At 37.0% G+C, this 24,465-nt stretch carries 24 protein-coding genes and 1 tRNA gene; 5 read left to right on the top strand and 20 right to left on the bottom strand.

Going from position 1 to position 24,465, the window contains the following annotated elements; genetic code table 11:
- Positions 1-79: 79 nt before the first annotated feature.
- Together M0R38_00470 and ileS are read right to left on the bottom strand one after the other, a co-directional pair.
- Entirely contained in the window at positions 80-454 is a 375-nt protein-coding gene (locus tag M0R38_00470) for a TraR/DksA C4-type zinc finger protein (protein MCK9480222.1), read from the bottom strand.
- A 13-nt stretch (positions 455-467) separates the two neighbouring features.
- Positions 468-3,806, bottom strand: a complete 3,339-nt coding sequence (gene ileS, locus M0R38_00465) for an isoleucine--tRNA ligase (GenBank protein MCK9480221.1) — start codon at positions 3,804-3,806, stop codon at positions 468-470.
- 104 nt (positions 3,807-3,910) lie between these two features.
- Here ileS and M0R38_00460 point away from each other — a divergent pair.
- The 4 genes from M0R38_00460 to M0R38_00445 all read left to right on the top strand — a co-directional run bounded on the left by M0R38_00460 (position 3,911) and on the right by M0R38_00445 (position 7,644).
- Positions 3,911-3,984, top strand: a tRNA-Ile gene (locus tag M0R38_00460).
- 195 nt (positions 3,985-4,179) lie between these two features.
- The gene (gene pckA / locus M0R38_00455) at positions 4,180-5,775 is read left to right on the top strand and encodes a phosphoenolpyruvate carboxykinase (ATP) (protein ID MCK9480220.1); all 1,596 of its coding nucleotides are present in this window, start codon (positions 4,180-4,182) and stop codon (positions 5,773-5,775) included.
- An 80-nt stretch (positions 5,776-5,855) separates the two neighbouring features.
- Positions 5,856-6,212 carry a hypothetical protein gene (locus M0R38_00450; GenBank protein ID MCK9480219.1) on the top strand — a complete coding sequence of 119 codons (357 nt, stop codon included), beginning with the start codon at positions 5,856-5,858 and terminating at the stop codon, positions 6,210-6,212.
- A 43-nt stretch (positions 6,213-6,255) separates the two neighbouring features.
- Entirely contained in the window at positions 6,256-7,644 is a 1,389-nt protein-coding gene (locus M0R38_00445; protein MCK9480218.1) for a hypothetical protein, read from the top strand.
- A gap of 9 nt (positions 7,645-7,653) precedes the next feature.
- On the opposite strand, the gene M0R38_00440 is transcribed toward M0R38_00445, so the two are convergent.
- From M0R38_00440 to M0R38_00355, 18 genes are all read right to left on the bottom strand, one after another.
- On the bottom strand, positions 7,654-8,214 hold the full coding sequence (locus M0R38_00440) for a cytochrome b/b6 domain-containing protein (GenBank protein ID MCK9480217.1): 561 nt from the start codon (positions 8,212-8,214) through the stop codon (positions 7,654-7,656).
- Positions 8,215-8,254: 40 nt separating this feature from the next.
- On the bottom strand, positions 8,255-8,962 hold the full coding sequence (locus M0R38_00435) for a VIT family protein (GenBank protein MCK9480216.1): 708 nt from the start codon (positions 8,960-8,962) through the stop codon (positions 8,255-8,257).
- Positions 8,963-8,980: 18 nt separating this feature from the next.
- Complete coding sequence (locus tag M0R38_00430; GenBank protein ID MCK9480215.1) at positions 8,981-9,448, bottom strand: hypothetical protein; 468 nt, start codon at positions 9,446-9,448, stop codon at positions 8,981-8,983.
- A 141-nt stretch (positions 9,449-9,589) separates the two neighbouring features.
- Positions 9,590-10,024 carry a cold shock domain-containing protein gene (locus tag M0R38_00425; protein ID MCK9480214.1) on the bottom strand — a complete coding sequence of 145 codons (435 nt, stop codon included), beginning with the start codon at positions 10,022-10,024 and terminating at the stop codon, positions 9,590-9,592.
- Positions 10,025-10,391: 367 nt separating this feature from the next.
- Entirely contained in the window at positions 10,392-11,393 is a 1,002-nt protein-coding gene (locus tag M0R38_00420; GenBank protein MCK9480213.1) for a sugar phosphate nucleotidyltransferase, read from the bottom strand.
- 25 nt (positions 11,394-11,418) lie between these two features.
- A complete protein-coding gene (gene dut / locus M0R38_00415) occupies positions 11,419-11,853 on the bottom strand; it encodes a dUTP diphosphatase (protein ID MCK9480212.1) in 435 nt (144 codons plus the stop codon).
- Complete coding sequence (locus tag M0R38_00410; protein ID MCK9480211.1) at positions 11,853-13,325, bottom strand: oligosaccharide flippase family protein; 1,473 nt, start codon at positions 13,323-13,325, stop codon at positions 11,853-11,855. Before M0R38_00410 ends, dut begins: the two co-directional genes overlap by 1 nt.
- A 19-nt stretch (positions 13,326-13,344) precedes the next feature.
- Positions 13,345-14,088: a capsular biosynthesis protein gene (locus M0R38_00405; protein MCK9480210.1), complete on the bottom strand. Its 744-nt coding sequence runs from the start codon at positions 14,086-14,088 to the stop codon at positions 13,345-13,347.
- A 3-nt stretch (positions 14,089-14,091) separates the two neighbouring features.
- On the bottom strand, positions 14,092-16,491 hold the full coding sequence (locus tag M0R38_00400) for a polysaccharide biosynthesis tyrosine autokinase (GenBank protein ID MCK9480209.1): 2,400 nt from the start codon (positions 16,489-16,491) through the stop codon (positions 14,092-14,094).
- A 5-nt stretch (positions 16,492-16,496) separates the two neighbouring features.
- Complete coding sequence (locus M0R38_00395; GenBank protein MCK9480208.1) at positions 16,497-17,285, bottom strand: polysaccharide biosynthesis/export family protein; 789 nt, start codon at positions 17,283-17,285, stop codon at positions 16,497-16,499.
- Positions 17,276-18,151 (bottom strand): glucose-1-phosphate thymidylyltransferase RfbA, encoded by an 876-nt coding sequence (gene rfbA, locus M0R38_00390; protein MCK9480207.1) that lies wholly within the window; start codon positions 18,149-18,151, stop codon positions 17,276-17,278. Before rfbA ends, M0R38_00395 begins: the two co-directional genes overlap by 10 nt.
- 25 nt (positions 18,152-18,176) lie before the next feature.
- Positions 18,177-19,232 carry a dTDP-glucose 4,6-dehydratase gene (gene rfbB, locus M0R38_00385; GenBank protein ID MCK9480206.1) on the bottom strand — a complete coding sequence of 352 codons (1,056 nt, stop codon included), beginning with the start codon at positions 19,230-19,232 and terminating at the stop codon, positions 18,177-18,179.
- Between the two features lie 72 nt (positions 19,233-19,304).
- Positions 19,305-19,742: a DUF5004 domain-containing protein gene (locus M0R38_00380; protein ID MCK9480205.1), complete on the bottom strand. Its 438-nt coding sequence runs from the start codon at positions 19,740-19,742 to the stop codon at positions 19,305-19,307.
- A gap of 133 nt (positions 19,743-19,875) precedes the next feature.
- Entirely contained in the window at positions 19,876-20,157 is a 282-nt protein-coding gene (locus M0R38_00375; GenBank protein ID MCK9480204.1) for a T9SS type A sorting domain-containing protein, read from the bottom strand.
- 51 nt (positions 20,158-20,208) lie between these two features.
- The gene (locus M0R38_00370) at positions 20,209-21,090 is read right to left on the bottom strand and encodes an FKBP-type peptidyl-prolyl cis-trans isomerase (protein MCK9480203.1); all 882 of its coding nucleotides are present in this window, start codon (positions 21,088-21,090) and stop codon (positions 20,209-20,211) included.
- Positions 21,087-22,088 (bottom strand): bifunctional oligoribonuclease/PAP phosphatase NrnA, encoded by a 1,002-nt coding sequence (locus tag M0R38_00365; protein ID MCK9480202.1) that lies wholly within the window; start codon positions 22,086-22,088, stop codon positions 21,087-21,089. The genes M0R38_00370 and M0R38_00365 overlap by 4 nt, the downstream gene beginning before the upstream one ends.
- A gap of 68 nt (positions 22,089-22,156) precedes the next feature.
- Positions 22,157-22,894, bottom strand: coding sequence for an ATP-binding cassette domain-containing protein (locus M0R38_00360; GenBank protein ID MCK9480201.1), 738 nt, complete (start codon positions 22,892-22,894; stop codon positions 22,157-22,159).
- 5 nt (positions 22,895-22,899) lie between these two features.
- Positions 22,900-23,646 carry an ABC transporter permease gene (locus M0R38_00355; GenBank protein MCK9480200.1) on the bottom strand — a complete coding sequence of 249 codons (747 nt, stop codon included), beginning with the start codon at positions 23,644-23,646 and terminating at the stop codon, positions 22,900-22,902.
- A gap of 51 nt (positions 23,647-23,697) precedes the next feature.
- Between M0R38_00355 and M0R38_00350 the strand changes: the two genes are divergently transcribed.
- The gene (locus tag M0R38_00350; protein MCK9480199.1) at positions 23,698-24,402 is read left to right on the top strand and encodes an SDR family oxidoreductase; all 705 of its coding nucleotides are present in this window, start codon (positions 23,698-23,700) and stop codon (positions 24,400-24,402) included.
- The last annotated feature ends 63 nt before the right edge of the window (positions 24,403-24,465 follow it).

Below are 24,465 nucleotides of genomic sequence, written 5' to 3'. Positions count from 1 at the left end.
TTTGTCGTTTCCTGCAGTGCTATTGGCTCCTGAATGATTTCGGGAGTTTGATTTTCAGACGTGTTTTCCAATCAGGGAATTATTTATATTGATTGTTTTTGGCTTCTATGCTGAGAGTAGTGTGAGGAACAGCTTTCAGACGTTCTTTGCTGATAAGTTTTCCGGTTTCTCTGCAAATACCATAGGTTTTGTTTTCAATCCTGATCAAAGCAGCTTCCAAATTATTTATAAACTTTTGTTGTCTTGCAGCAAGTTGATTCAGGTTTTCTTTTTCAAAAGTAAGTGCACCATCTTCCATTGTGATGTAGTGTTGTTGCTCAATACCATTTTCGTTTGGATTTGCTAACTGCTGTTGCAATTTGCCTAATTCCGCCTTCGCAGAATTCAGTTTTTCCATGATAATTGCCTTAAATTCAGCTAAATCCGCATCGCCATATCTTTTATTTTCTTCCATAAAGGTTTTATAATTACGAAACTTTTTTAATATTTACTTTTAACTCAATCCCCTCAATCTCAATAGTGTAGGGCATTTCAACAGAGTCAGACTCTGAAATTTCCTGCGCTAAAATTTCGGTGCAAATATAGCTTTTATAATTGCCAATTGCCACAGAAATTTCTTTGTCCTTGTATACTGTAACACTGATTCTATCGGTTACGTCAAAGTCAAGTTCTTTACGCAAATTCTGTAACCTATTTACAAATTCTCTTGCTATGCCTTCCTGCTTTAATTCTTCTGTAACTGTAATGTCAAGTGCAACAGTCAGCATGCCTTCAGACATTACCAACCACCCCTCAATGTCAACCGGACTGATTTCTACATCCTCCAAACTCAACGTAAATGTAGCATCTGACAGCATTAAATCTATCTTCCCTACATTTTCTATTGCCGCAATCTCATCCTGACTAAAAGCTGCAACTTTAGTAGCAATCTGTTTCATGAGTGGTCCGGCTTTTTTACCTAAGGTTTTAAAGTTTGGCTTGATTTGTTTAACGAGTGTGGCAGAATCTTCTTCCAGATATTGCATCTCTTTGACGTTTACCTCGCTTAAAATCAACTCTTCTACATGTTGTAAATGCTTTTTAAATGAAGCGTCTAGGACAGGAATCATTACTTTCTGTAGGGGTTGGCGTACTTTTAAGTTTTCTTTTTTGCGCAAACTCAAAATCATTGAACTGAATTTTTGTGCCAACTCCATTGTTTGTTCCAATTCTGAATCAATTACGTCTTGTTGAACAAGCGGATATGTGCTCAAATGAACAGATTCAAAAGGCTCGCATAGGGTTGTTAGTTGTAAATCTCTGTACAGTCTGTCTGCATAGAATGGTGCAAACGGAGCGATTAACTTACTTAGGGTATTTAAACACTCAAACAGAGTCTGATAAGCTGCAATTTTATCTTCGGAATAATCTCCTTTCCAAAATCTTCTTCTGCATAGGCGTACATACCAGTTGCTTAAATGCTCATCAACAAACACCTGAATTGCGCGTGTTGCACGTGTAGGATCGTATTCATCAAGACTTTCATCTACTGTTTTCGCCAAGCTATTCAACATGGACAATATCCAACGGTCAATTTCCGGTCTTGACTTTACAGGAATTAACGCTTCTTTGTGTGTAAACCCGTCCACATTGGCATAAAGGGTGAAAAAAGAATAGGTGTTAAACAAAGTGCCAAAGAACTTCCTTTGCACTTCTTCCACACCGTTAATATCAAATTTGAGATTATCCCAGGGTTGAGCATTTGACAACATATACCAACGAATGGCATCTGCTCCGTATTTAGCTACTGTCTCAAAAGGGTCTATTGCATTTCCCAACCTCTTTGACATCTTATTGCCATTTTTGTCTAACACCAATCCGTTTGCTAAGACATTCTTGTAAGCAATTGAATCAAACAACGCTCCGGCTATTACATGCAGTGTAAAAAACCAACCACGTGTTTGATCTACACCTTCTGCAATAAAATCAGCCGGAAAATTGTCTTTAAAAACATCATTATTTTCAAAGGGATAATGCCATTGAGCATAAGGCATTGCACCGCTATCAAACCATACATCAATCAAATCAGACTCGCGTACCATTCTCTTACCTTCAGCAGAACAAAGAATAATTTCATCCACCAAAGGTCTATGTAAGTCAAGGGTTTGAGTTTCATTAATGGGGTTTGATTGCATAAAACCGTTAGCAATTGATTTTTCAATTTCTGCATTTAATTGCTCCAATGAGCCTATACAAATTTCCTCGCTGCCATCTTCTGTACGCCAGATAGGAAGAGGTGTACCCCAGAACCGTGAACGGGATAAATTCCAATCCACAAGATTTTCTAACCAGTCTGCAAAACGTCCTTCACCGGTTGATTTAGGTTTCCAATTGATGGTCTTGTTGAGTTCTACTAGTTTCTCGCGTAGAGCGGTTGTTTTAATAAACCAGCTTTTGAGAGGATAGTATAAAATGGGCTTGTCTGTGCGCCAACAATGTGGGTAATTGTGGCTATATTTTTCTACTTTAAAGGCTTTGTTCTCTTGTTTTAATTTGATTGAAATTCGCTCATCAACTGACAAATACTTGTCTCTGCCTTGTTTTACACGTTGCGCTTCTAACTCGGCTTCTGAATAATACGCTTCTTTGACAAATTCACCGGCAAAATCCGTTACCTCAGGCACAAATCTGCCTTGCTCATCAACCAAGGTCAATGCAGCAAATCCTTTTTTCTGAGATAATCTGAAGTCATCAGAACCAAAGCTCGGAGCCATGTGCACAATCCCTGTACCATCAGTTGTTGTAACAAAATCACCTACAAATACTTCAAAAGCCCTTCCTTCCGGCTGCACATAGGGTAGTAATTGCTCATACTTTAGCCCTTCCAATTCTTTGCCATTAAAACTGTTGACAATCTTCCATGGAATATCCTTGTCGCCCTCTTTAAAATCAGCAATATTGTGATTCTCCATCTCTGTTTTAAAATAGGCATGAACCCTGTCTTTTGCAATCAGTACATGAACAGGCAAAAACGTATAAGGATTCAGTGTTTCAACCAAAACATAATCAATATTAGCTCCTACTGCAAGTGCTGTATTGGATGGCAATGTCCAAGGTGTAGTTGTCCAAGCAAGTGCATAGGAGTTTTCTGGCAATTTCAACTTATTGAAAACCTCATTCTTAACCAATGCAAACTGCGCAACAGCAGTAGTATCTTTAACCTCACGGTAACATCCGGGTTGGTTCAATTCATGAGAGCTCAGACCTGTTCCTGCTGCCGGAGAAAAAGGTTGAATAGTATATCCCTTATAAAGCAATCCTTTGTCGTAAAATTGCTTGAGCAAATTCCAGATACTTTCAATGTAATTATTTTCATAAGTTATATAAGGGTCATTTAAGTCAAGCCAAAAACCAATACGTTCGGTAAGTTCATCCCACTTTCCTTTGAATTTCATAACATCCTCGCGACAGGCTTTGTTGTAGTCTGCAATGCTTATTTTTTTTCCAATATCATCTTTAGTAATTCCGAGTCTTTTTTCAACTTGTAATTCAACCGGTAGTCCGTGAGTGTCCCATCCGCCTTTGCGCAGCACCCTAAATCCTTTCTGGGTTTTATATCTACAAAATACATCCTTGATAGTTCTTGCCATCACATGATGAATACCGGGCATTCCATTTGCACTGGGTGGACCTTCAAAAAAAGTAAAGGCATTGTTTTCAGGACGCTGACTAATGGTTTTATCAAAAATTTGATCACGCTTCCATAGTGTCAGCATTTCCTCTTCTAATGAGGACCAATTGGGGTTTTTGTAGCTCGGGAACTTCATGTTAGACTCTCTGACCAAAGGTAATTTTTCAAAGAGCGCAAAAGTAGTTTTTTCTTTTTGTTTAAGAAAAATAACTATTTTCGCTGCCCCAAACCAAGGGAACAGGTCCTATAGCTCAGTCGGTTAGAGCAACTGACTCATAATCAGTAGGTCCCTGGTTCGAGCCCAGGTGGGACCACCCATTTTAAAAAGGTTGTCAAAACGACAACCTTTTTTTGTTTATGGTAACAATGGAAGAGCAGGTGTGTCCCCATCCATACAGTTTTACGCTTAAAACTTGGCAAAACTTGTGATTAATTAGAGCAACTGATAGACTAATACCCTTTCAAAAGTCTTAATTTTGCGAGCACAAATTTTTCAAAAGAGTCATCAAATGAATAATAATCAAATTGTTGAGCAAATCATTCAAAATGCGTTAAAAGCACACGTAAACCTAAGTGTGGATCAATTGGTAGAGAAAGCACTCGAGAGAGGCGAAGGCAAACTAACCGACATGGGAGCATTAGCCGCAGATACAGGCGAATTTACAGGCAGGTCTCCAAAAGACAAGTTTATTGTTTGTGATGAAAAAACTGAAAATTCAGTTTGGTGGGGTGATGTGAATTTTAAATTTTCTACCGAAAACTTTGATAAATTATTCAACAAGGTGATTGAGCATTATAAAGGAAAAGAGCTTTTCATCAGAGATGCCTATGCTTGTGCAAATCCTAAGTATCGCTTAAACATCAAGGTAGTTAATGAAACTGCATATCAAAACTTGTTTGCCAACAATTTGTTTTTGCGACCAACCAAGGAAGAAGCAGCAACCCAACAAGCAGATTGGTTAATTCTTGCCGCACCTTCATTCCGTGCCAATGCTTCAGTTGACGGAACAAGACAACACAATTTTACTATTGTAAATTTCACCAAAAGAATCATCATGATTGGTGGTTCCGGTTATACAGGTGAAATCAAAAAGGGTATTTTTTCTGTGTTGAATTATATTTTACCACATGAAAAGAAAGTCTTGGCTATGCACTGTTCTGCTAACATTGGCAAGAACGGAGATACTTCTATTTTCTTTGGATTGAGCGGAACAGGAAAAACCACATTATCTGCTGACCCAGAAAGAAAATTAATCGGTGATGATGAACATGGCTGGGACAACGACAGTGTTTTCAACTTTGAAGGCGGTTGCTATGCAAAGTGTGTCGGGCTTACAGAAGAAAAAGAACCTCAAATTTGGAATGCCATCAGAAAAGGGGCATTAGTGGAAAACGTGAGATTTTTCCCTGATAGCAACAAAGTTAACTTTGATGATATTTCTGTTACAGAAAACACCCGTGTTGCTTACCCTATTGACTACATTGACAACATTGCGGTTCCTTCTATGGGTGCTTCACCAAAAAATATTATTCTATTAACAGCAGATGCTTTTGGTGTTCTACCTCCAATATCAAAATTAACAACTGCCCAAGCGATGTATCATTTTATTTCAGGATACACGGCTAAAGTAGCAGGTACAGAAGCCGGTGTAACAGAACCGCAAGCAACGTTTTCTGCTTGTTTTGGCAAAGCCTTTATTCCATTACATCCGGGCGAATATGCGGAGTTGTTGGGTGAAAAATTAAAGGCACATCCGGAAATTAATGTATGGCTTGTAAATACAGGTTGGAGCGGTGGAGCATACGGAACAGGCAAGAGAATGAAATTGTCTTATACAAGGGCGATGTTAACTGCTGCTTTAAACGGAGAACTCAACAACGTTCAATATGAACAAGACCCTATTTTTGGGTTACAAGTACCTACCTCTTGTCCAAATGTTCCTTCTGAAATTTTAAATCCTAAAAATACTTGGGCTGACAAGGAAGCTTACGACAAAAAGGCAAACCATCTTGCGCAACTGTTTGTTAAGAACTTTGAACAATACGCTTCCGGTGTGAGCACAGAAATTCTGTCTGCAGCACCTAAAGCAACTGTTACCATCTAAGCAATAATTTTCGTTTTTTTGCGTTTGTAGATTTGACTTCGTTTTAAAAACAATTTATACAGTCATTCTACCCTCTTAAAATGAAATACCTATACACTTTCTTTTTTGTAACTATCACACTAACCTCAATCCAATGCAAGAAGATTGATGTTCCTGATGACACGCCAAAGTGTATTAAGAAAAAAATCAAAGCCATTCAAAAAGCGACAGTAACAAACCCTCCTTCAAGCGTTTGGCTTATTGATTTTAAGGGAAGTCATTACTATTATATTCCTCCTGTTTGTTGTGACAAGTTCGGAGAGCTTTACAGCGATGAATGTGTTTTAATTTGTCATCCTGATGGAGGTATCACGGACAAGGGCGATGGACAATGTCCGGAGTATGTAAAAGAATTACCCGAAGGCAAGAAGATTTGGCAAGATAACAGAACACAATAATAACATTCGTTTGAAGAAGCTCACTGTACATTTTGTATTCTTAATGATAGTATTAGCTTATGGGTGCAAAAAAGATACGGTATTTTATACAGGTAATAATGTAAAATTAGTCTTTCAGTTTTGGCCCGGCAGACCGGCAGATACTGTTTTTTTTGATACTGTTTTTACGCGAATGTCCGGAACACAATATCCGCGTTCTGTGAACAAACAATTCTTTATTGTAAACCGACTCAATCAACCTGTTAAAACTAATATATTGTTAGCAGGTGGCAGTAATTCTTCTTATAGAATCAATGTAGATGGCGTTTCTTCTACTGATTTCAAAGAAGTTGAAATTCCTGCAAAAGATAGCTTGATAGCTTTTGTTGAGGTTACTTTAGAAGCAAACAATCAAATCAATCCAGCTATTTTGACCGACTCCATTTTGTTTAACACCAATGGACAACAACAGAAAATAATATTAGCAGCTTATGGTTGGGATGCTATCTATTTTCATGATTCTGTTATAAGCCAAAATATGGTATGGAGTCAAACAGACAAACCCTATGTTATAGTAAATTCCATACTTGTAAATACAAATACTACCTTACAAATACTGCAAGGTGTGAATGTGTATTCATCGCCCGGATCTTCAATCTATGTGGCAGGAACGCTTAGTGTGGAGGGCGATGAACTGCAACCGGTAATTTTCCAAGGAGACAGGCTGCAGCCGGGGTTTGAAGAAGTGCCCGGTCAATGGCAAGGGATTCATTTGTTGAAAGAGAGTAAAGATACCAGAATCAAAAACTCTATCATCAAAAATGCGACAATCGGTGTCAGGGTTGACTCTCTGAGTAACAACTCCTCTCCCAAATTACATATAAGCAAAACATTGATAAAGAATTGCAGTTTTTATGGTTTAATCGGAATTACAGCCCCCATATTTGCTGAAAATATTGCCATTGCCCGTTGTGGAGCGAATGGGTTTGTGGGATATTTTGGCGGAGATTATACTTTAAGACACTGCACTTTTGCCAGCGGTTTTTTGGGTGGTCGTACTCAGTCAGCTTGCGTTTTAAATAATATTCAAAGAGATGATAAAGACAGGTTTGTTCGCAGCTACCCCATTTCATACAAAATTGAGAATTGTATTATTTATGGACCTTTAGAAGATGAATTTATAATTGACATACATAGTGGAACGCCACCTTTGTTTGCTTTGATAGATCATTGTTTAATAAGAACCAAAGAATATGCAAAGGCACTGAATATCAATAACAACATACTCAATACCGACCCATTGCTTATTGCGCCCCGAGACAGTGATTTAGGACTACGCCCGGGTTCTCCCGTAATTGGAAAGGCAAAAACACTCAATCCTCAGGTGTTTATTGACCTAAAGGGAAATACACGTAAAAATCCTGCCGATATAGGTGCGTATGAAGTAGAATAGTGAAATTATTTATTCGCCTCCTATCATATTAGAAGTAATCCCTTTTTTGTCAGAATATTCTGCTAATAGCACTCCTCCGAGATGCAGCACAATGAAAATGGGAAACCACCATATTCCCCACTTATGAACGTCTTCGATAGTGTCTTTGTATTGACTAAAAAGTGCTTTTTCTAAAAAAATTCCAGTAATTGATTGAACAAACAAAAACCCATAAAAATAAACATAGGTTAACCCTTGTAATCGTTCCTTGAAAGAAACGAAACGTTTAAACGGATTGGGGAAACGAATTCCCTTTAGCAACATATACACGATACGCACTAAAAACGCAATAATCACAACATGAGCAAAAATTTCATGCCACTGCCACATAGGTTCGCGAATGGTTTTATAAACAGCCTTCATTTGCTCACTTGATGCCGGAATTTCATGTTGCTCCATAGCACCAATGACAGCCTTTTTTCCCATCCATTTCATTCGCAAAAAACCAGTAAAAAACTGTACTGTAACGGCTATTGCTATTACCCAGTGTAACATTCTGTGAATCAGTGTAAACTTAGTTCTTGTATTCATAAACTTAAAATTAAGTAAGAATCAATGGATTTGTAGTTTGCTAAACATTAACACCAAAGATATATCCTACAAGCGCAGACAAGCCCATTGCAATTGTACCCCACACCACTATTCTCAGCACAGCCTTTGCAACTCCTGCTCCACCGGCTTTTGCAGATACGGCACCCAAGACAATCAATGCTATTATGGTAATACCATATAACAACATTTCAAGATAGTTATGAGTACCAAACACAGCAACAAATAAGGGCAATATTCCTCCGGCAATAAAAGACGCACCGGAAGCAAGTGCAGCTTGCAGTGGATTGGCTTGATTTAGCTCATTAATACCCAATTCATCCCGTACATGGGCAGCCAATACATCATGTTCTGTAAGTTCTTTAGCCACTTGCATAGCTGTTTCCTTCTTCAATCCTCGTTTTTCATAAATTTGTGCCAGCACTTGGAGTTCTAATTCCGGCATTGCTTCCAGCTCCTTCCTTTCTCTCTCTATATCACATTTTTCAATATCTGTTTGTGAGCTAACCGAGACATATTCACCGGCAGCCATAGACAATGCACCTGCAACAATACCTGCAAAGGTTGCCAAGATTATGGAATCCCTATCTGCTCCTGCACTCACAACCCCAATGGCAAGACTAGTAACAGATATGATTCCATCATTTGCCCCCATAACAGCAGCTCTAAGCCAATTGCTTCTCTGTATGTAATGGGTCTCTAAGTAATTGTCTAAGTTAATATTTTCCAATTTTAAGAGTGGTTGTGGTTATTGGAAATAAGAGTGAAAAAGCGCGTATGATGCGTGAATACGGTGAACCAATGCGGTTGCTTCAGCTGTATCCGATTCTTCTTTTAATTCTTCCACAAGTTCAAGATGAGGATGCAACCATTTGTGTAGTTCGTCATGGCTTTTGCCGTCCATTGTGCAACTGCTGATGAATTTGTCATTTTGCTCTTCTAATGAAATTGCCAACTTCTTAAAGTCGGTATCATTTCCTTGCATATACTTTTCAACCAATGCTTCTCCTTGAATGACAAAGGGCTTCATCTCCTCATTAATTTTCCATTTTTCGCCATTGTTCAGCTCAATAGCGTCTTCTTCATCTGCCTCATGTTGATGGTCTGCATGTTCTTCTGTTTCTTCCTCAGTTTGTTCTGATTGACTGGTGTTATTATTACAGCTATAACATGTAAAGACGAAGGTACAAAGTGCTAATAATGCTATTTTTTTCATAATTAAAATGGATTTATTGGTTGGTAAAAATACATCATATTTCCTTTCAACCACATAAGAAATAGCCTTCATTCTGAAATTTGAGTTTTGTTTAAACCCAAAGAAAGTTTTCTTAATTAAAAAATGAAACGAAAGTTAGAATTACTTAACTTTCTTCACATTTACGGCAGAAAAACCCTTAGGAGACTTCTCCTTTTCATAGCTCACCTTATCGTATTGATTAATGGGTTCTAACATTTTATTCATGTGAACAAATACGCTGTTCTTGCTTTTATCCTCAGTAATAAACCCGAATCCTTTGTCTGCAAAGAAGGTGGTCAACACTCCTGTAAATTCTTTTTGTTCCACTACCGGGGCTGCTCCTAATTGGATTTCATCCAAGCTAACCTCAACCTTTCTTTTATTTTCGGGTGGAACATCTGTAATGTTGCCGAACTCATCTACATAAGCTAACATATCTTCAAAATTTTTAGATTTGTCATTGTTGAGTTTTCGTTCTTCTCTTTTCTCTTGCTTGTTTTTCTTCTTCTTTGCTTTTTTTTCTTGAAGTGCTTTTTTATTAAATGTATCTGCCATTATATATTGGGTTGTGTAAGGTTGGGAATAGAATATTGATTGAGTGTAAACAATGATGTGTTTACATTTATAAGATAAAGGATGCAACGATGTTGCAGTTCATAATTGATAAATTCAAAATGTTGTTTGCTTTTTTTGCAGTCTTGCTTATGGTGAGTTGTTTTTATCAAATTGCCGTTCTGTCTTGTATTTGAACAATATTGTACGGCAACTGAATGAGCAAGCTGAAATAGAAACAGGTATTTATTGTCAGGGTATTCAAAGGCTGCAACCTATAATATTATTGACTACAAAGGTAACTATGTCAAGTGTATTACCAAATGATTCTTCGGATTTGCAAAAATCTTACTTACGACAAGCAAAGCAGTTATACGATAGTGCTATAATCACCTATACTAAACTCACCGGCATTGCCACGCAAAACAACATGGTTGCCTATCATTGAATTTGCAAAGTTAATGTTACTAATACTGGTGTTATTTTGGATAATGCTATTACTAATTTTAGCATTCTCAATACGGGAATTTTCACCAATTGATACAAAAGGACCAATTTCAGAATTTGTTATTTCTACACCGGCCGCAATAAAACAAGGTTCATGGATGGTAACACTCTTATCAAATCGTGCAGTATAGTCTTCTTTGTTAGCTGCATTGTTAATTAGGACTCTTTGGTTGGTATAAACAGTTGCATTTTTATTTCCGCAATCCAGCCATTCGTCAACTTTGCCCGGCACAAATTGCAAGCCTTTTGCTTTCATATTCTCCAAGGCATTTGTTAATTGATATTCTCCTTTCTCCTTGATATTGTTATCAATCAAATATTGTAGTTCATTTTTAAGGTTGTTTCCGTCTTTGAAATAATAGATACCAATAATAGCAAGGTCAGAAATGAATTGCTGGGGTTTTTCTATAAAATCAGTAATCACGCCTTGCTCGTTCAGCTTAACCACGCCAAAAGCAGATGGATCTTCAACCGAATGTACCCAAATCATTCCATCCTTATTTCTGTCAAAATCAAATTTTGCTCTAAACAAAGTATCTGCAAAGGCAATAATAACTTCGCCATCTAACGCATGCTTTGCACAAAGGACAGCGTGTGCTGTTCCAAGTGCTTCATCTTGATAACAGATTGTGCCTTTTGCGCCTACACTTTCGGCAATCTTAATTAATGCATTTTCGGCCTCCTTACCAAAATCTCCAATTATAAATGCCACTTCAGAAATGGTTTCACCACAAATCTGTGCAATGTCTTCAACCAATCTTTGTACAATCGGTTTTCCTGCAATAGGAATTAAGGGTTTTGGAACTGTGAGTGTATGGGGTCTCATTCTTTTTCCTTGACCCGCCATCGGAACTATTATCTTCATTTATCTAACTAATACTAATTTAACTTTATTTACCTGTATGTCCGTATCCACCGGCACCTCTTTCTGTTTGGTTAAGTTCGTTGCTTTCTCGCCATTTGATTTGCTCAACACGAGCAAAAACAGCTTGTGCAATACGTTCGCCATTTTTAATTGAAAAAGAAATATCCGAATGGTTAATAAGTAATACCTTTATTTCTCCTCTGTAATCACTGTCAATGGTGCCGGGTGCGTTTAGAACAGTAATCCCATGTTTAAAAGCCAATCCGCTACGAGGGCGAATTTGGGCTTCCATATCTTGTGGCAATTCAAAAAACAAACCTGTGGGTATCAATGCTGTTTTGTTGGGTTCTATTACGATATCATTTTCCAAAAAAGCCATTAAATCCATACCGGCAGAACCTTCTGTTTGATAAGAAGGTAGGGGATTATTTGATTTATTTATAATATTGATTACCGCCATTATTTTTTAAAAAGTCGTGCAAAATTAGGGTTTTTATCGGGTCTTTCAAGAATCCAGAAAAAGGCTGCATAAGCAATAGCAGCCATTACCATGTATAAGGGCTGAGGAGATGCGATATAAAACCAAAGACATATCGCGCTCAACAACAAAAAGTTGAGTGTCAATCTGCCAAACGCATATGGTACAGGATAATATTTTTCGCCCACAATAAAGCTAATCACAGTCATACCGAAATAAGCCCCCAAAGTGGCCCAAGCAGAACCGACAAAACCCAGACTTGGTATTAATAGCATATTCAGCACAACAGTCAGCCCTGCTCCCAAAGAGGCAATAATGCCACCCATCATGGTTTTGTTTGAAAGTTTATACCAAATTGAAAGATTGTAATATACTCCCAAAAACAGATTAGCCAACAAGAGCAGGGGAACAACCGCAAAACCTCTCCCATCTGCAAAATATTCTTGATTACGTATGAGCATTTTGGCAATAATTGGAAGGAACACCAAGGTTAAAATGAGGATGAATCCACAAACCCACACGAAATAGGTCATCACCTGAGCATAGGTTTTTTGAGGATTTTCATTTTTTGTATGGTTAAAAAAGAACGGCTCTGCTGCATACCTGAAAGATTGGATAAATAATGTTATCACAATACTGATTTTATAAAATGCACTGTAAATACCAACTTCGGTATCTGCAATTCCAACCGGTAAAAGTATCTTTAACAAGATTCGGTCAAGGGTTTCATTCACAATGCCTGCAAACCCAACCAAAATCAAGGGCAACCCAAAAGAGAGCATTTTGCGCCAAAGTTCCTTAGGGATTTGTGTTCTGTTTTTCATTATGATGGGTAGTAGCAACAGAAACACAGAGGCACTTGAAACAAAATTAGACCAGAAAATAAAACTGATAAAATATGGTTGTGGGTCAAATGCAATGAGTTGGCGATTGTATGCCCACAATAATCCCGGTATAAGAATTAGATTTAGCCCTATATTAATAAAAATACCGACTAGTCTTATTACTACATATCGCTTTGATTGTTCTTGTTGTCTCAACCATGCAAAAGGAAGTGCAGAAAGAGCATCAAACAATAGAAAGCCTGCTAATAATTTAAAAATAACTGCTTGATTTTCATAATCCAGCATCCTTGCAATACTATTTGAAAAAAGGAATCCGGCTGTAGCCAAGACAAGGCTCACAATCAACACTGAATTAAATGCAGCAGTAAAAGATTTTTTCTCTCCAACGTCCGTTCTGGCGAAGTTAAAAAAGGCAGTTTCCATACCATGAGTATAAACAATATTGAGAAAAGCTGCCAAAGTAAAAACAACGGTAACAACACCAAAGTCAGCTGCAGATTGCAAATAAGCGGTATAAATGGGCAATAAAAGAACATTGATAAATCTACCGATGATGTTCGAAACTCCATAGGTGAGAGTCTGAGCGGCTAATTTTTTGATTGCTGACAAGTTAAATTGCTTATTTGTGTCAAAATAAAGGCTTTTTTAGATTCTCAACTCTGTCAAAATCAATTTTAGAAAATGCTTTAGAATTCCAAACTTTAGGCAATAAATCTAAATGCTTGATGCTATGGGCATCAGTACCCAAGAAATGGTAATATTTCTTTTCAACAAGCCATTCCACAAACTTCTTGCTCATTGCAGAATAATACCCAATAAACGACAGCAAGTTGAGTTGAAATTTGGCACCTGTTTGAAAAACTTGTTCCGCTAACTCAAAATTAGAATGAAAATAAACATATCTGTCAGGGTGTGCCAATACGGGGATGAAGCCATGAGAAAAGATTTCAAAGAAAGTGTCATGTAAATTTTTTGGCATATTTAAAAACCCTGTTTCAACCAAAACATGATTTCCTGCAAAAGTTAGCAGAGGCTCATTCTCTTTGAGTTTTTTTATAAAACTAACATCCAAGAAATATTCTGCAGCAAAATCAATGGTAAGCGGAATAGATTGTTTCTGTAGTTCACCTTGCAGAATGAGTGCTTTCTCTTGAATGGTTTCTTTTGTATTAGGATAGAAGTCGGTAATAATGTGAGGGGTACAAGTAATATGAGAATATCCGAGTTCTACATATTTTTTTGCCATCAGAACCGAGTTTTCAAGCGATTCCGAACCATCGTCCAGCCCGAACAGTAAATGGTCGTGCATATCCCATGTGAGAGGAGAATATTGTAGTTTATGCTTTGAAAAAAAAGATCCGAAAAAACTCATTTGTTATTTAAAGATTCTCTTTAAAAAACTCTTTTTAGGTTTTTTATCTTCATCATAATATCCGTAACCGTATCCGTAGCCATATCCGTAGCCATATCCATATCCATATCCATACTTACTTCCAACTTTAACATCATTAATAACAACCGACAGATTGTTAAGTTTCTTGCTTGAGTATAACTTATTGACGTTTGAAATAGTATTGTTATGAGAATATCCTGAACGAATTACATAAACCGAGAGGTCTGTTTTGGTCATAATAGTACTGGCGTCTGTAACCAAACCAATAGGAGGAGTATCAACCATAACCACATCATATTTTTCAAACAAGGCATAGATAAGTTTATCAAAATCCTTTCTTAGAATAAGTTCTGAGGGGTTTGGCGGTGTAGGACCAGAAGTAATAAAGTCTAAGTTTGCGATTCGGGTATGCTGCACTGCATCTTCCCATTTAGTTTGACCAACCAATATTGTGCTGATACCTAAATTATTTGGTACATTAAAACCAATATGGATTTTGGGTTTGCGCATATCAAAGTCGAGGATAATAACCCTCTTACCGCTCAACGCTGTAATGGCGGCATAATTAATCGCAAACATGGTTTTACCTTCTCCGCTGACTGTAGAAGTTACAGCAATAAAATGATTGGGCTTTTCATCCAATAAGAAATCTGCATTGGAGCGGATTGTTCTCAAGGCTTCACTAATAGAAGACTTAGGATTGTGATCTACAATCAGCGTAGATGCATCTATCTTTTTCTTATAAGACGGAATCAATCCGAGTACCGGTGCTTTAATTTTCTTTTCAACAGCCTTAGGATCTAATACCAAGTTCATTAACATATACCGCGCTCCTATTAACAACAAACCCGGAATAATACCACCTAACAGGAAATATGACCAAATCTTGTTCTTGTCGGGATGTATTGGCTTTGGAGATGAGGTGGCTGCACTCAAGATTGTAAACTCAGGAACTGTACCGGCTTTGGAAATTTGAAACTCTATATGCTTATCTAACAAAGAAAGGTAGAATTTCTCATAGAGGCTTTGGTATCTTTTTAATCTGTTCAACTCAGTTTCTAAGCTTGGCAATTCATTGAATGAACTGTTAAACTCTTGAATTCGTTGATTTATCTCGGTAATCTGAGTAATGAGAGAATTTTTATATTCAATGACATAGTCCAACAGTTGTGATTTTATGATTGATACTTCTAAATCAATTTTCTTAAATGGTGTAGTTGTGGACTTATTGGATATTTTGAGTAACTCTCTTTGTTTGTATAGCTCATTGATTTTATTTATGCCATCAATGATTTGTTGATTTTCGATGCCAAATACCAGCGGAAAAACATTATCCCGAGATGCATCGCGTTGAATAAAATCTAAGATATCAGCTAATTGCTTTTTCTGAGCCTCAAGCAATACTTTTTTATCTTGTTGCTCTTGCACTTTCTGAATCACAGTTGAAAATTCTGAGCCGGGATTTGCTGTTTTGTTTTCTCTAACAAATTGTTCAATCTCTTTTTCAGAATCATCTAACTTTTTAGAAGTTTCGAGTAACTGATTTTCAAGAAAAGCGATAGTTTGCTCTTGCGAAGTTTGCTTTCTTGCAAGCGAATGTTTCAAATACACTGTGTCAAATGCATTCACAATTGCAATAGCTTTAGTTCTATTAAAATCTGTAAATTCAATCGAGATCGTCCTTGCTTCTTTTACTGCAATGTTGGCTTCCAAACCTGCTCTCAAATAGGAAACAAGAGAAGATTTGCTGTTAAACCTCAAAAAATAATTCTTTTGATTGCCTATTCCCCCTTTAAAATCAGGGTTCCAAATAAGAGCAAACTTTAACCCTTTCTCCTCTATAACATCGCCAATATTATGTTTTGAGGCATTTTTATCATCCTCATTTGCCGAAATTTCAAATTGCGAATCAGAGGTAAAGGTTACATAGTAATTTATATCTTCAATGTCAGATTTGCTGCCAGATACAATTTTAACCTCAAAAGGGTTAGTACGGTACAGTTCTGTTGTGAGAATGTTACCAATGGCATAATAGGAAATATCAATATCCAAATAATCGGCAACCTCTGATGCTACAAGAGAAGACTTAATTAACTCTGTCTCTCCGACCAAGTTATCAATTTGTTTAGAAAATGGAGTTGCCACATTTCCCATCCCAATATCCGCTGCCTCCGACTGTACATCAAGTTTGATTAAAGAAGATGCTTTATAAATCGGCTGTGCATACCTTAGATAATAGTAACAAGAAGCGACTGCAATCAAAACAAACAGAATCACCCAGACTATGGATTTTTTGAGTACAAGCAGCAACCTGAATACGTCAATCCCTCCAAACCCGGTTTCATCTGATGTTGATTGTATGTCTTCTTCAAATTCCTGCATATTGCTTATTTTAATCTGTCAATCAATAAAAAAATGGTGAGCAGTGAATTGGTGATATAGAAAATCTCTCTATACTCTCTTAATCCTTCTAAAACGGGCTGTCTCACAGGTTCTATATATACAATATCATCGGGTTTAATATTGACAATTGTGTTTTTCATGTCATCTACCGTTCTGAGATTGACTACTGTAATTTCGGGGTTTTTCAAATCTCCTCTAACAATGCGGATATTGTAGGCACGAGCATCATTGCCTATACCGCCATACAAGGCAATCACTTCTAATAAACTTGTGTTATAATTAATGAGCGGTATGATTTTGCTGCCATTTCCACCTAAAACGATTACTCTCTTGTTGGTTACTCTTGAGATAATATATACTTGGTTATAAAATTTTTCATAGTTAGTAGAAAGTAAGCTGTCTAACTCAGAAATTCTTAAGCCTGCAATGTGCACCTTACCAATGACCGGGAAAAAGCAGAATCCTGATTCTGAAATTACATATTCAGGCTTACCATTGTCGGTGGTTTGGTTATCGGATGGAGCAGCAGTATTTGCAGACACTAAATTTCCCGAAGGGTCAATAATTGCTTCTCCTAAATTTGTATAAATATTGAATTGAATCTTATCTCCGGGTCTAAGTTTATACTCGTCAACCACCTTTTTATATTCAGAAGACCAATTTATATCGTCCTTCTTGGTTTTGAGCATCACATTAGAGGTGTATTTCTTACATCCACCAAACACAAAAATCAGCCCAAAGAGAAAAATGGGGAACAGCTTTTTTATTTCCATTGTTTATTATTTAATAAATTAATCAGATAGCTTCCATAACCTGATTTTTCTAACGGTTTGGCTACTTTCAACAATTGTTCATCATTAATAAAACCCATACGCCAAGCTATTTCTTCAATACATCCAATCTTCAATCCTTGTCTGTCTTCAATCACTTGAACAAATTGACCTGCTTGCATAAGTGAACTAAAAGTACCTGTATCTAACCATGCGGTTCCTCGATGCATCAAGCCTACTTTGAGTTTCTTTCTCTCCAAATATATTCTGTTCACATCTGTGATTTCATACTCTCCTCTTGCAGAAGGCTTAAGAGATTTGCTGATTGCAACCACATCATTGTCATAGAAATATAAACCCGGTACTGCAAAATTTGATTTGGGATTTAATGGTTTTTCTTCAATAGAAACAGCATTCATCTTATTGTCAAACTCAACAACCCCGTATCGTTGCGGATCTGACACGTGATATGCAAATACAATTCCTCCTTCAGGTTCTTTGCAAGAATGTAATAAATCTTGAAGGCTTTCGCCAAAGAAGATATTGTCGCCCAGAATCAAAGCCACTTTATCATTGCCAATAAACTTCTCTCCAATAACAAATGCTTGTGCAAGTCCGTTTGGCACCTCTTGAACAGCATATTCAAAACTACAACCGATCGCTTGTCCATCTCCCAACAATTTTTCAAATAATGGCAAATCATGGGGAGTGCTAATAATTAATATCTCCTTGATACCTGCCATCATCAAAACAGACAAAGGATAATAAATCATGGGCTTGTCATACACCGGCATCAACTGTTTGCTGATTGCGAGTGTGAGTGGATGTAGTCTTGTTCCTGATCCTCCGGCAAGTATAATCCCTTTCATCGGGCGCAAATTTAGGTTTATTTGATTATCTGTTGCTATATTGGGTTTGGTAATAACTCTGATAAGCCCCGCTGGTTACATTGTCAAGCCATTGACGATTGTTTAAATACCAATCAATGGTAAGTGACAATCCTTCTTCAAAATTAACAGAAGGTTTCCAACCAAGTTCTGACATTAATTTTGTTGAATCGATTGCATATCTAAAGTCATGTCCGGCACGGTCTTTTACATAGGTAATAAGCTTTTGAGATGTTCCTGTTGCTCTCCCCAATTTATCGTCTAACAGTTTACACATAAGCAATACCAAATCAATGTTTTTCCATTCGTTATTACCTCCAATATTGTAAGTGTCGCCTACTTTACCGTTGTGAAAAATCACATCTATTGCGCGTGCATGGTCTTCCACCCAGAGCCAATCTCTTACATTTTCACCTTTCCCGTAAACAGGTAATGGTAAATTGTTTTGGATATTATTGACAAACAAAGGAATTAACTTTTCCGGGAACTGGTGTGAGCCATAATTGTTTGAACAGTTTGAAATAATAACCGGCAGCCCGAAAGTGCGATGATATGCGCGTACAAAATGGTCTGAGGATGCTTTGGAAGCAGAGTAGGGCGAGTTTGGAGAATACGGTGTAGTTTCAAGAAATTTACCATCATCATGCAACTCTCCATATACTTCATCTGTAGAGATATGATAGAACAATCCGGCACTTGTATTGCCATGCTTCTTAAAGGCTTGAAGCAAAATTGCAGTTCCTAAGATATTCGTTTTCAAAAATTCTAAAGGCGCGAGAATTGACCTGTCCACATGGGACTCGGCAGCAAGATGAATCACTCCGTCAAATTGGTGTTTTTCAAATAGCTGAGCTATGAATGTTTCATCAGTAATATCACCTTTTAAAAAAGTATAATTACTTGCACTTTCTATATCGAGCAAATTTTCGAGATTGCCGGCATAAGTCAGCTTGTCAAGATTAAAAATTTCATACTGAGGATAATTTTTGACAAACCTGCGTATTACGTGAGAGCCAATAAAACCGGCACCTCCTGTAATTAATATCTTTTTTGGACTTTCCATTTTTTAGCGGTGCGAATTTACGTTGAATACAGTGTAATTCACAACGTATCACAACTAACTCTTAAAAGAGTCTTAGATTTTCTTAAACGTAAATTCGTGGTTCTCCGTTCCGCTAGTCATTTTCATCACAAGAGTAGTGGTGGTAGATTTAATAATCTGAAAACGCTCAATCTCATCATTATAATATGTAATGGTTAATTGTGTTTTATCTTTATTAAAGTCATAATTACCCGGAAGATTTGCACCACCTCTTTTAACAGCACATGTTCCATTAGAGTTAAAAGTCATGTCAAAACTTTTCTGTGCTGACAAATACGTGCTTGTTACATCTGCACCTTTTAACGTTACTTTATTTACTTTCCAACTGCCAATAATAATAACATCAACTGCTCCCGGAGTTCCGTCATCATTTGTTTCTTTCGTTTCGTCTTTTTTGCAAGAAGAAAGATTTGCAGTAAAAAATGTCAGCACAGAAACCAACATAAAGATTGATAAAATTTTCTTAGTCATAAGTTTGTCTTTTTTGAGGTTGTCAAAAGTAATGTTTTTTGCCTAAAATATTTTAAGCATAAAAAATGTACCGATACTTTAGATTGATTAATGTTTTGAAAACACACAAGACACAAGTCTTGACAAATCAAAACTACTTTTTTACAAATCTTGACTGTAAAACACTTGACTTGGTTTGGATTTGAAGTAAATACACCCCTTTTGGCAAATCTGCAACATACAGGGAGTTGCCATTACTATATCCTGTTGAAACTTCAACTCCTAACATGTTGTAAATTCTGTATAGGTTATTCTCTATCAACCCTGCTATATGAAGAATGTTGTTTGCAGGGTTGCGGTATAGAGAAATAATTGGTTGAGTTATAGGATTTAATCCTGTATTGAATCCAACAAAATAGTGCAAACCTTCAGACAATTCGAATAACTCATTGCCACAACAATCTTATTGTTATTAGCTCCAAAGTTACTATTCCTTCACTTTTACCAAGAAGATTTCATAAATAACGGTTGCATAGGGTGGTACAAGGTTCGCTACGCCATATTCGCCAAATGCAAGATCAAATGGCACAACGAATGTTGCTTTTTCGCCCTCTCGCAGTTGCATTACCATATAATTCATGGCTTCCGGTTTAATATCCTCATCACCAACAATAAACCTTGCTCTGCCACCAGCTAAATAGGAGTTTACAAATTCAACTCCGTTTTCTAATAATGTTCCTACATAGTGAAATTCTACTTCGCTGTTCAACTTGGCTTGCTTGCCTTCTGTATGTTCGGTTATGTAATATCTTATTCCATTGTCAAGTTTGGTGTCTTTCCAACCTTTTGCTTTAAAAAAGCTATCTATTTCACCCACTTCCTTTATCAATCTTTCATAGCGTTCTCTGTTTTTCAGTGCGTCATAATCTTGTGCATTAACAATCTTTTCGAGTTTGATAACAAATTGCAAGAAAGACCCTGTCTTGATGTTTGAAGGGAGCTGTCCTTCTTGTCTGGTTTTGAGATAGAAAGAATCTGCCGAAATAAGAAATGCCATACTATCTCCTTCTGACATCATCGCTAATGCACTAAAAATATCTCCACCTTTGAATGTAGGCTCTTGTAACTCTATTCTGTCTTGACGCTTCAAATCGTCATAGGTGCTGAACAAAGTGCTGTCATCCTCTGTTTTAATGATATAATTGATAAACAAAATTTGTCCTAATTGTGGCAAAACCTTGCTATCACTTCTAAATAGATACTTAAATTGAAGTCCGTCTTTGGTTTTTTCAAAACCTGATTTTGTGCCGCAAGATGCTGCCAAAACCAATGCGATTATTACCAACCAATTGCTGTGTTGTCGTTTCATTTGAGTTGTGTTTTATATTCTTTTAAACTTTCTTTAAACGTAGTTATCACTTCTTGTAGTGGATGATTACTGCTGGCTCCGGCAGCATTAATATGTCCTCCGCCTCCAAACAATTTTTTTGCAAAAGCATTTACATCAAATTCGCCTTTGGAACGAAAACTCATCTTTATCATAACAGTTCTGTCAATAATTAATGCTGATAAAACCATGCCTTCTATTCCGAGTCCATAATTAACCAAACCTTCTGTATCGCCTGTTTTTACGTTAAATCTCTTCAAGTCCTCTTGTGTCAAGTAAATCAACACCGTATTATATTCGTTTAACACTTCCATACGCTCAGACAGTGCAAACCCAATCAACCTAAGCCTATCAGCAGTAAAACTATCAAACACTTTTGAGTGAATATCAGCAGGCACTATTCCTGTTTTTAATAATGCGGCAATAATTACATGCGTTTCCGAACTCACACCTCTAAACCTGAATCCACCCGTATCAGTCATCATCCCTGTATAGATGCAGGTTGCAACATTGACATCTATCTTATTAGAATATCCTTCCGTCAAAATGAGTTTAAATATCAGCTCGCAAGTAGAAGTTGCTTTTGAATCCCACCATTGCATATCATCAAATTGCTGTGCTTCTTGATGATGGTCAATCAGGATTTTCATTGCCTTGGAATTCTCAACCTCCACCCCCATTTCATTGATTCTTGACAACTTATTAAAGTCAAGACAAAAAATAAAATCCGCATTTACGATTAATTGATTACACTTTTCAACATCATTCGGATATAAAACAACAAATTCATTACCCGGCAACCAAGTCAAAAAATCTGCATAATCAGTTGGTGTAATAACAGTTGCTTGCAGTCCTATATTTTTGAGAAAATTGTATAACGCCAAGGTAGAACCCATTGCATCACCATCCGGTTTGTGATGTGTTGTAATTACAATATTCTTTGAAGGCGATTGCTGTATGAGTGGTATTAATTTTTTCAAAACGGGTTTATTAATTCAGTGCAAAATTAGATTTCTATAACATATAATTGGGAATTCAAGTGAGCGGATTAGCTTAGAAATGATGCTTTAGCAAAAGCATCTAATTCGGGCACATCTGCAAGTTCATTTTTAATATTATGTCGGGTTCCATGCCATTTAACAGCACCTTTGTAAATAAAAGTAACTTTATCACCTGTATCAAAAACCGACTTCATATCATGTGAGTTAATAACAGTAGTAATCTGGAACTCCTCGGTAATATCTTTTAGTAGTTCATCAATCACGCGAGAGGTTAACGGGTCTAATCCGGAATTAGGTTCATCACAATACAAATATTTAATTTGTAAAGCAATGGCTCTGGCAATCCCAACTCTTTTTTTCATTCCTCCACTAATTTCAGCAGGATATTTTTTGTTTACATTGTCCAAATTAACTCTTTTAAGACAAAAATTAACCCTATCGAGTATGTCGGATTTGTTCATGTTTGAAAGCATCTTGAGCGGAAATCCTACATTCTCTTCAACCGTAAGAGAATCAAATAATGCAGTGCCTTGAAACAACATACCTATTTCTTGCCTAACCGCCCGTACTTCATCTTCATTTTTAGCTAAAAAATCTCTTCCGTCATACAAAATACTGCCTGAATCAGGTTTTACCAGTCCAACCATACACTTCATCAATACACTTTTTCCTCCACCCGAAGAACCAATGACATAGTTCAACTCTCCGGCATTAAATTGAATATTAATATCATTTAAGACTTGGATTCCATTAAACGACTTATTGACATGCAGTAATTCAATCATGGGCTTTATTTTAAAAGGAGTTGTGCTAAAATATAATCTGCAAATAAAATCATCACACAACTATACACCACTGATCTTGTGCTGGATGTTCCTACTTCTAATGCACCACCGCTTGTATGATACCCTTGGTAAGCAGAAATAGAAGTAATAATAAAGGAAAACGTAACCGCTTTAAGAATAGAAAAGAACACAACAAATCCCTTAAAAGTTTCTCTTGCGCCAAACAAAAACTCTTCTTGCGATAAAGCACCGGTAAGTTCACCTGCTGTAATACCTCCCCAAATGCTCAAAGTAATAGAAATAATATTGAGAATAGGGAACATAAACAATGCAGCGATTATTTTAGGCAAAATCAAATAGCCGGAAGCATTGATACCCATTACTTCTAACGCATCTATTTGCTCCGTAACCCTCATTGTGCCTATTTCAGAGGCAATATGAGAACCTACTTTACCCGCCAAAACTAACGACATAATAGTCGGAGATAATTCTAAAATAGAAGAATCGCTCACAATCTGACCGATAATAGAAGCAGGAACAAGAGGTGATACAAGCTGATATGCAGTCTGAACAGTAGTAACAGCACCTATAAAGACCGAGATGATAGCAACAATAGGCAGCGAACCGATGCCGATATTATTCATTTCTTCAAAGACTCTGTTTACAAATATCTTTGCCTTTTCAGGCTTGCTGAACATACCTCTAATGAAGAATACATACCGCCCAAGATGATAAATATAATTATATTTCATTGGATAAATCGAAGCTGCGAAATTAGAATGTTTCTGTTTATTTTTGACCACATGAAAAAAACGGCAGTTATCACAGGTGGAACAAAAGGGATTGGGAAAAGTTTGGTTTTGCATTTTGCCAAAGCAGGGTTTGACATTATTACAAACAGTAGAAGTGCGCAGAATTTACAGTCTCTGCACAAAGAAGTATTACATCAGACAGGGGTAACAATCCATACTTTTCAAGCTGATTTTGAACACAAGGAGGAGGTAATGAAATTTGCAGCATTTGTGAATCAAACCTTTGGAGAATTGAACCTTTTAATCAACAATGCCGGAATTTTTTTACCGGGTGCTACAATACACGAAGAAGAGGGTGTTTTTGAAAAAGAAATGGCAATTAACTTAGCCGCACCTTATTACCTTGTCAGAAAGTTATTGCCTGTAATAGAAAAAAGCAAAGACGGCTATGTGTTTAATATGTGTTCCACCGCCTCTATTACTGCCCACAGTAATGGAGGCTCATACAGTATCAGTAAATATGGATTGTTGGGCTTTACCAGAATTTTACGTCAAGAACTTAAACATCTGAATATTGGCGTAACAGCACTGATGCCCGGTGCTACCCTCACAAACAGTTGGGCAGATACTGATTTGCCACCGGAAAGATTTATGATGCCTGATGATGTGGCTCAGTTCGTTTTGACCGCCTGGCACAATAGAAAACACACAGTGTTGGAAGAAATAATTCTGCGTCCGCACTTAGGGGACATATAGTATCTATTCGGTTATATCTAGCAAAGCAAAAAATGTAGCAGCATTTTTCAGAAGCTTTTTATT

Source organism: Bacteroidia bacterium, assembly GCA_023228875.1.
In the GTDB taxonomy this organism is placed as follows: Bacteria; Bacteroidota; Bacteroidia; order NS11-12g; family UBA955; genus JALOAG01.
The sequence above is the reverse complement of the archived record's forward strand: the minus strand, read 5'-3'. Positions and strand labels throughout refer to the sequence as shown.

Excerpts from the sequence above, each read along its gene's own strand:
- M0R38_00370 (MCK9480203.1), bottom strand. The coding sequence starts at position 21,090 with ATGAAACGACAACACAGCAATTGGTTGGTAATAATCGCATTGGTTTTG.
- rfbB (MCK9480206.1), bottom strand. The coding sequence starts at position 19,232 with ATGGAAAGTCCAAAAAAGATATTAATTACAGGAGGTGCCGGTTTTATT.
- M0R38_00450 (MCK9480219.1), top strand. The coding sequence starts at position 5,856 with ATGAAATACCTATACACTTTCTTTTTTGTAACTATCACACTAACCTCA.
- M0R38_00445 (MCK9480218.1), top strand. The coding sequence starts at position 6,256 with ATGATAGTATTAGCTTATGGGTGCAAAAAAGATACGGTATTTTATACA.
- pckA (MCK9480220.1), top strand. The coding sequence starts at position 4,180 with ATGAATAATAATCAAATTGTTGAGCAAATCATTCAAAATGCGTTAAAA.
- M0R38_00360 (MCK9480201.1), bottom strand. The coding sequence starts at position 22,894 with ATGATTGAATTACTGCATGTCAATAAGTCGTTTAATGGAATCCAAGTC.
- M0R38_00420 (MCK9480213.1), bottom strand. The coding sequence starts at position 11,393 with ATGAAGATAATAGTTCCGATGGCGGGTCAAGGAAAAAGAATGAGACCC.
- M0R38_00380 (MCK9480205.1), bottom strand. The coding sequence starts at position 19,742 with ATGACTAAGAAAATTTTATCAATCTTTATGTTGGTTTCTGTGCTGACA.
- M0R38_00400 (MCK9480209.1), bottom strand. The coding sequence starts at position 16,491 with ATGCAGGAATTTGAAGAAGACATACAATCAACATCAGATGAAACCGGG.
- dut (MCK9480212.1), bottom strand. The coding sequence starts at position 11,853 with ATGGCGGTAATCAATATTATAAATAAATCAAATAATCCCCTACCTTCT.
- rfbA (MCK9480207.1), bottom strand. The coding sequence starts at position 18,151 with ATGAAAGGGATTATACTTGCCGGAGGATCAGGAACAAGACTACATCCA.
- M0R38_00470 (MCK9480222.1), bottom strand. The coding sequence starts at position 454 with ATGGAAGAAAATAAAAGATATGGCGATGCGGATTTAGCTGAATTTAAG.
- M0R38_00440 (MCK9480217.1), bottom strand. The coding sequence starts at position 8,214 with ATGAATACAAGAACTAAGTTTACACTGATTCACAGAATGTTACACTGG.
- M0R38_00350 (MCK9480199.1), top strand. The coding sequence starts at position 23,698 with ATGAAAAAAACGGCAGTTATCACAGGTGGAACAAAAGGGATTGGGAAA.
- ileS (MCK9480221.1), bottom strand. The coding sequence starts at position 3,806 with ATGAAGTTCCCGAGCTACAAAAACCCCAATTGGTCCTCATTAGAAGAG.
- M0R38_00355 (MCK9480200.1), bottom strand. The coding sequence starts at position 23,646 with ATGAAATATAATTATATTTATCATCTTGGGCGGTATGTATTCTTCATT.
- M0R38_00430 (MCK9480215.1), bottom strand. The coding sequence starts at position 9,448 with ATGAAAAAAATAGCATTATTAGCACTTTGTACCTTCGTCTTTACATGT.
- M0R38_00405 (MCK9480210.1), bottom strand. The coding sequence starts at position 14,088 with ATGAGTTTTTTCGGATCTTTTTTTTCAAAGCATAAACTACAATATTCT.
- M0R38_00395 (MCK9480208.1), bottom strand. The coding sequence starts at position 17,285 with ATGGAAATAAAAAAGCTGTTCCCCATTTTTCTCTTTGGGCTGATTTTT.
- M0R38_00425 (MCK9480214.1), bottom strand. The coding sequence starts at position 10,024 with ATGGCAGATACATTTAATAAAAAAGCACTTCAAGAAAAAAAAGCAAAG.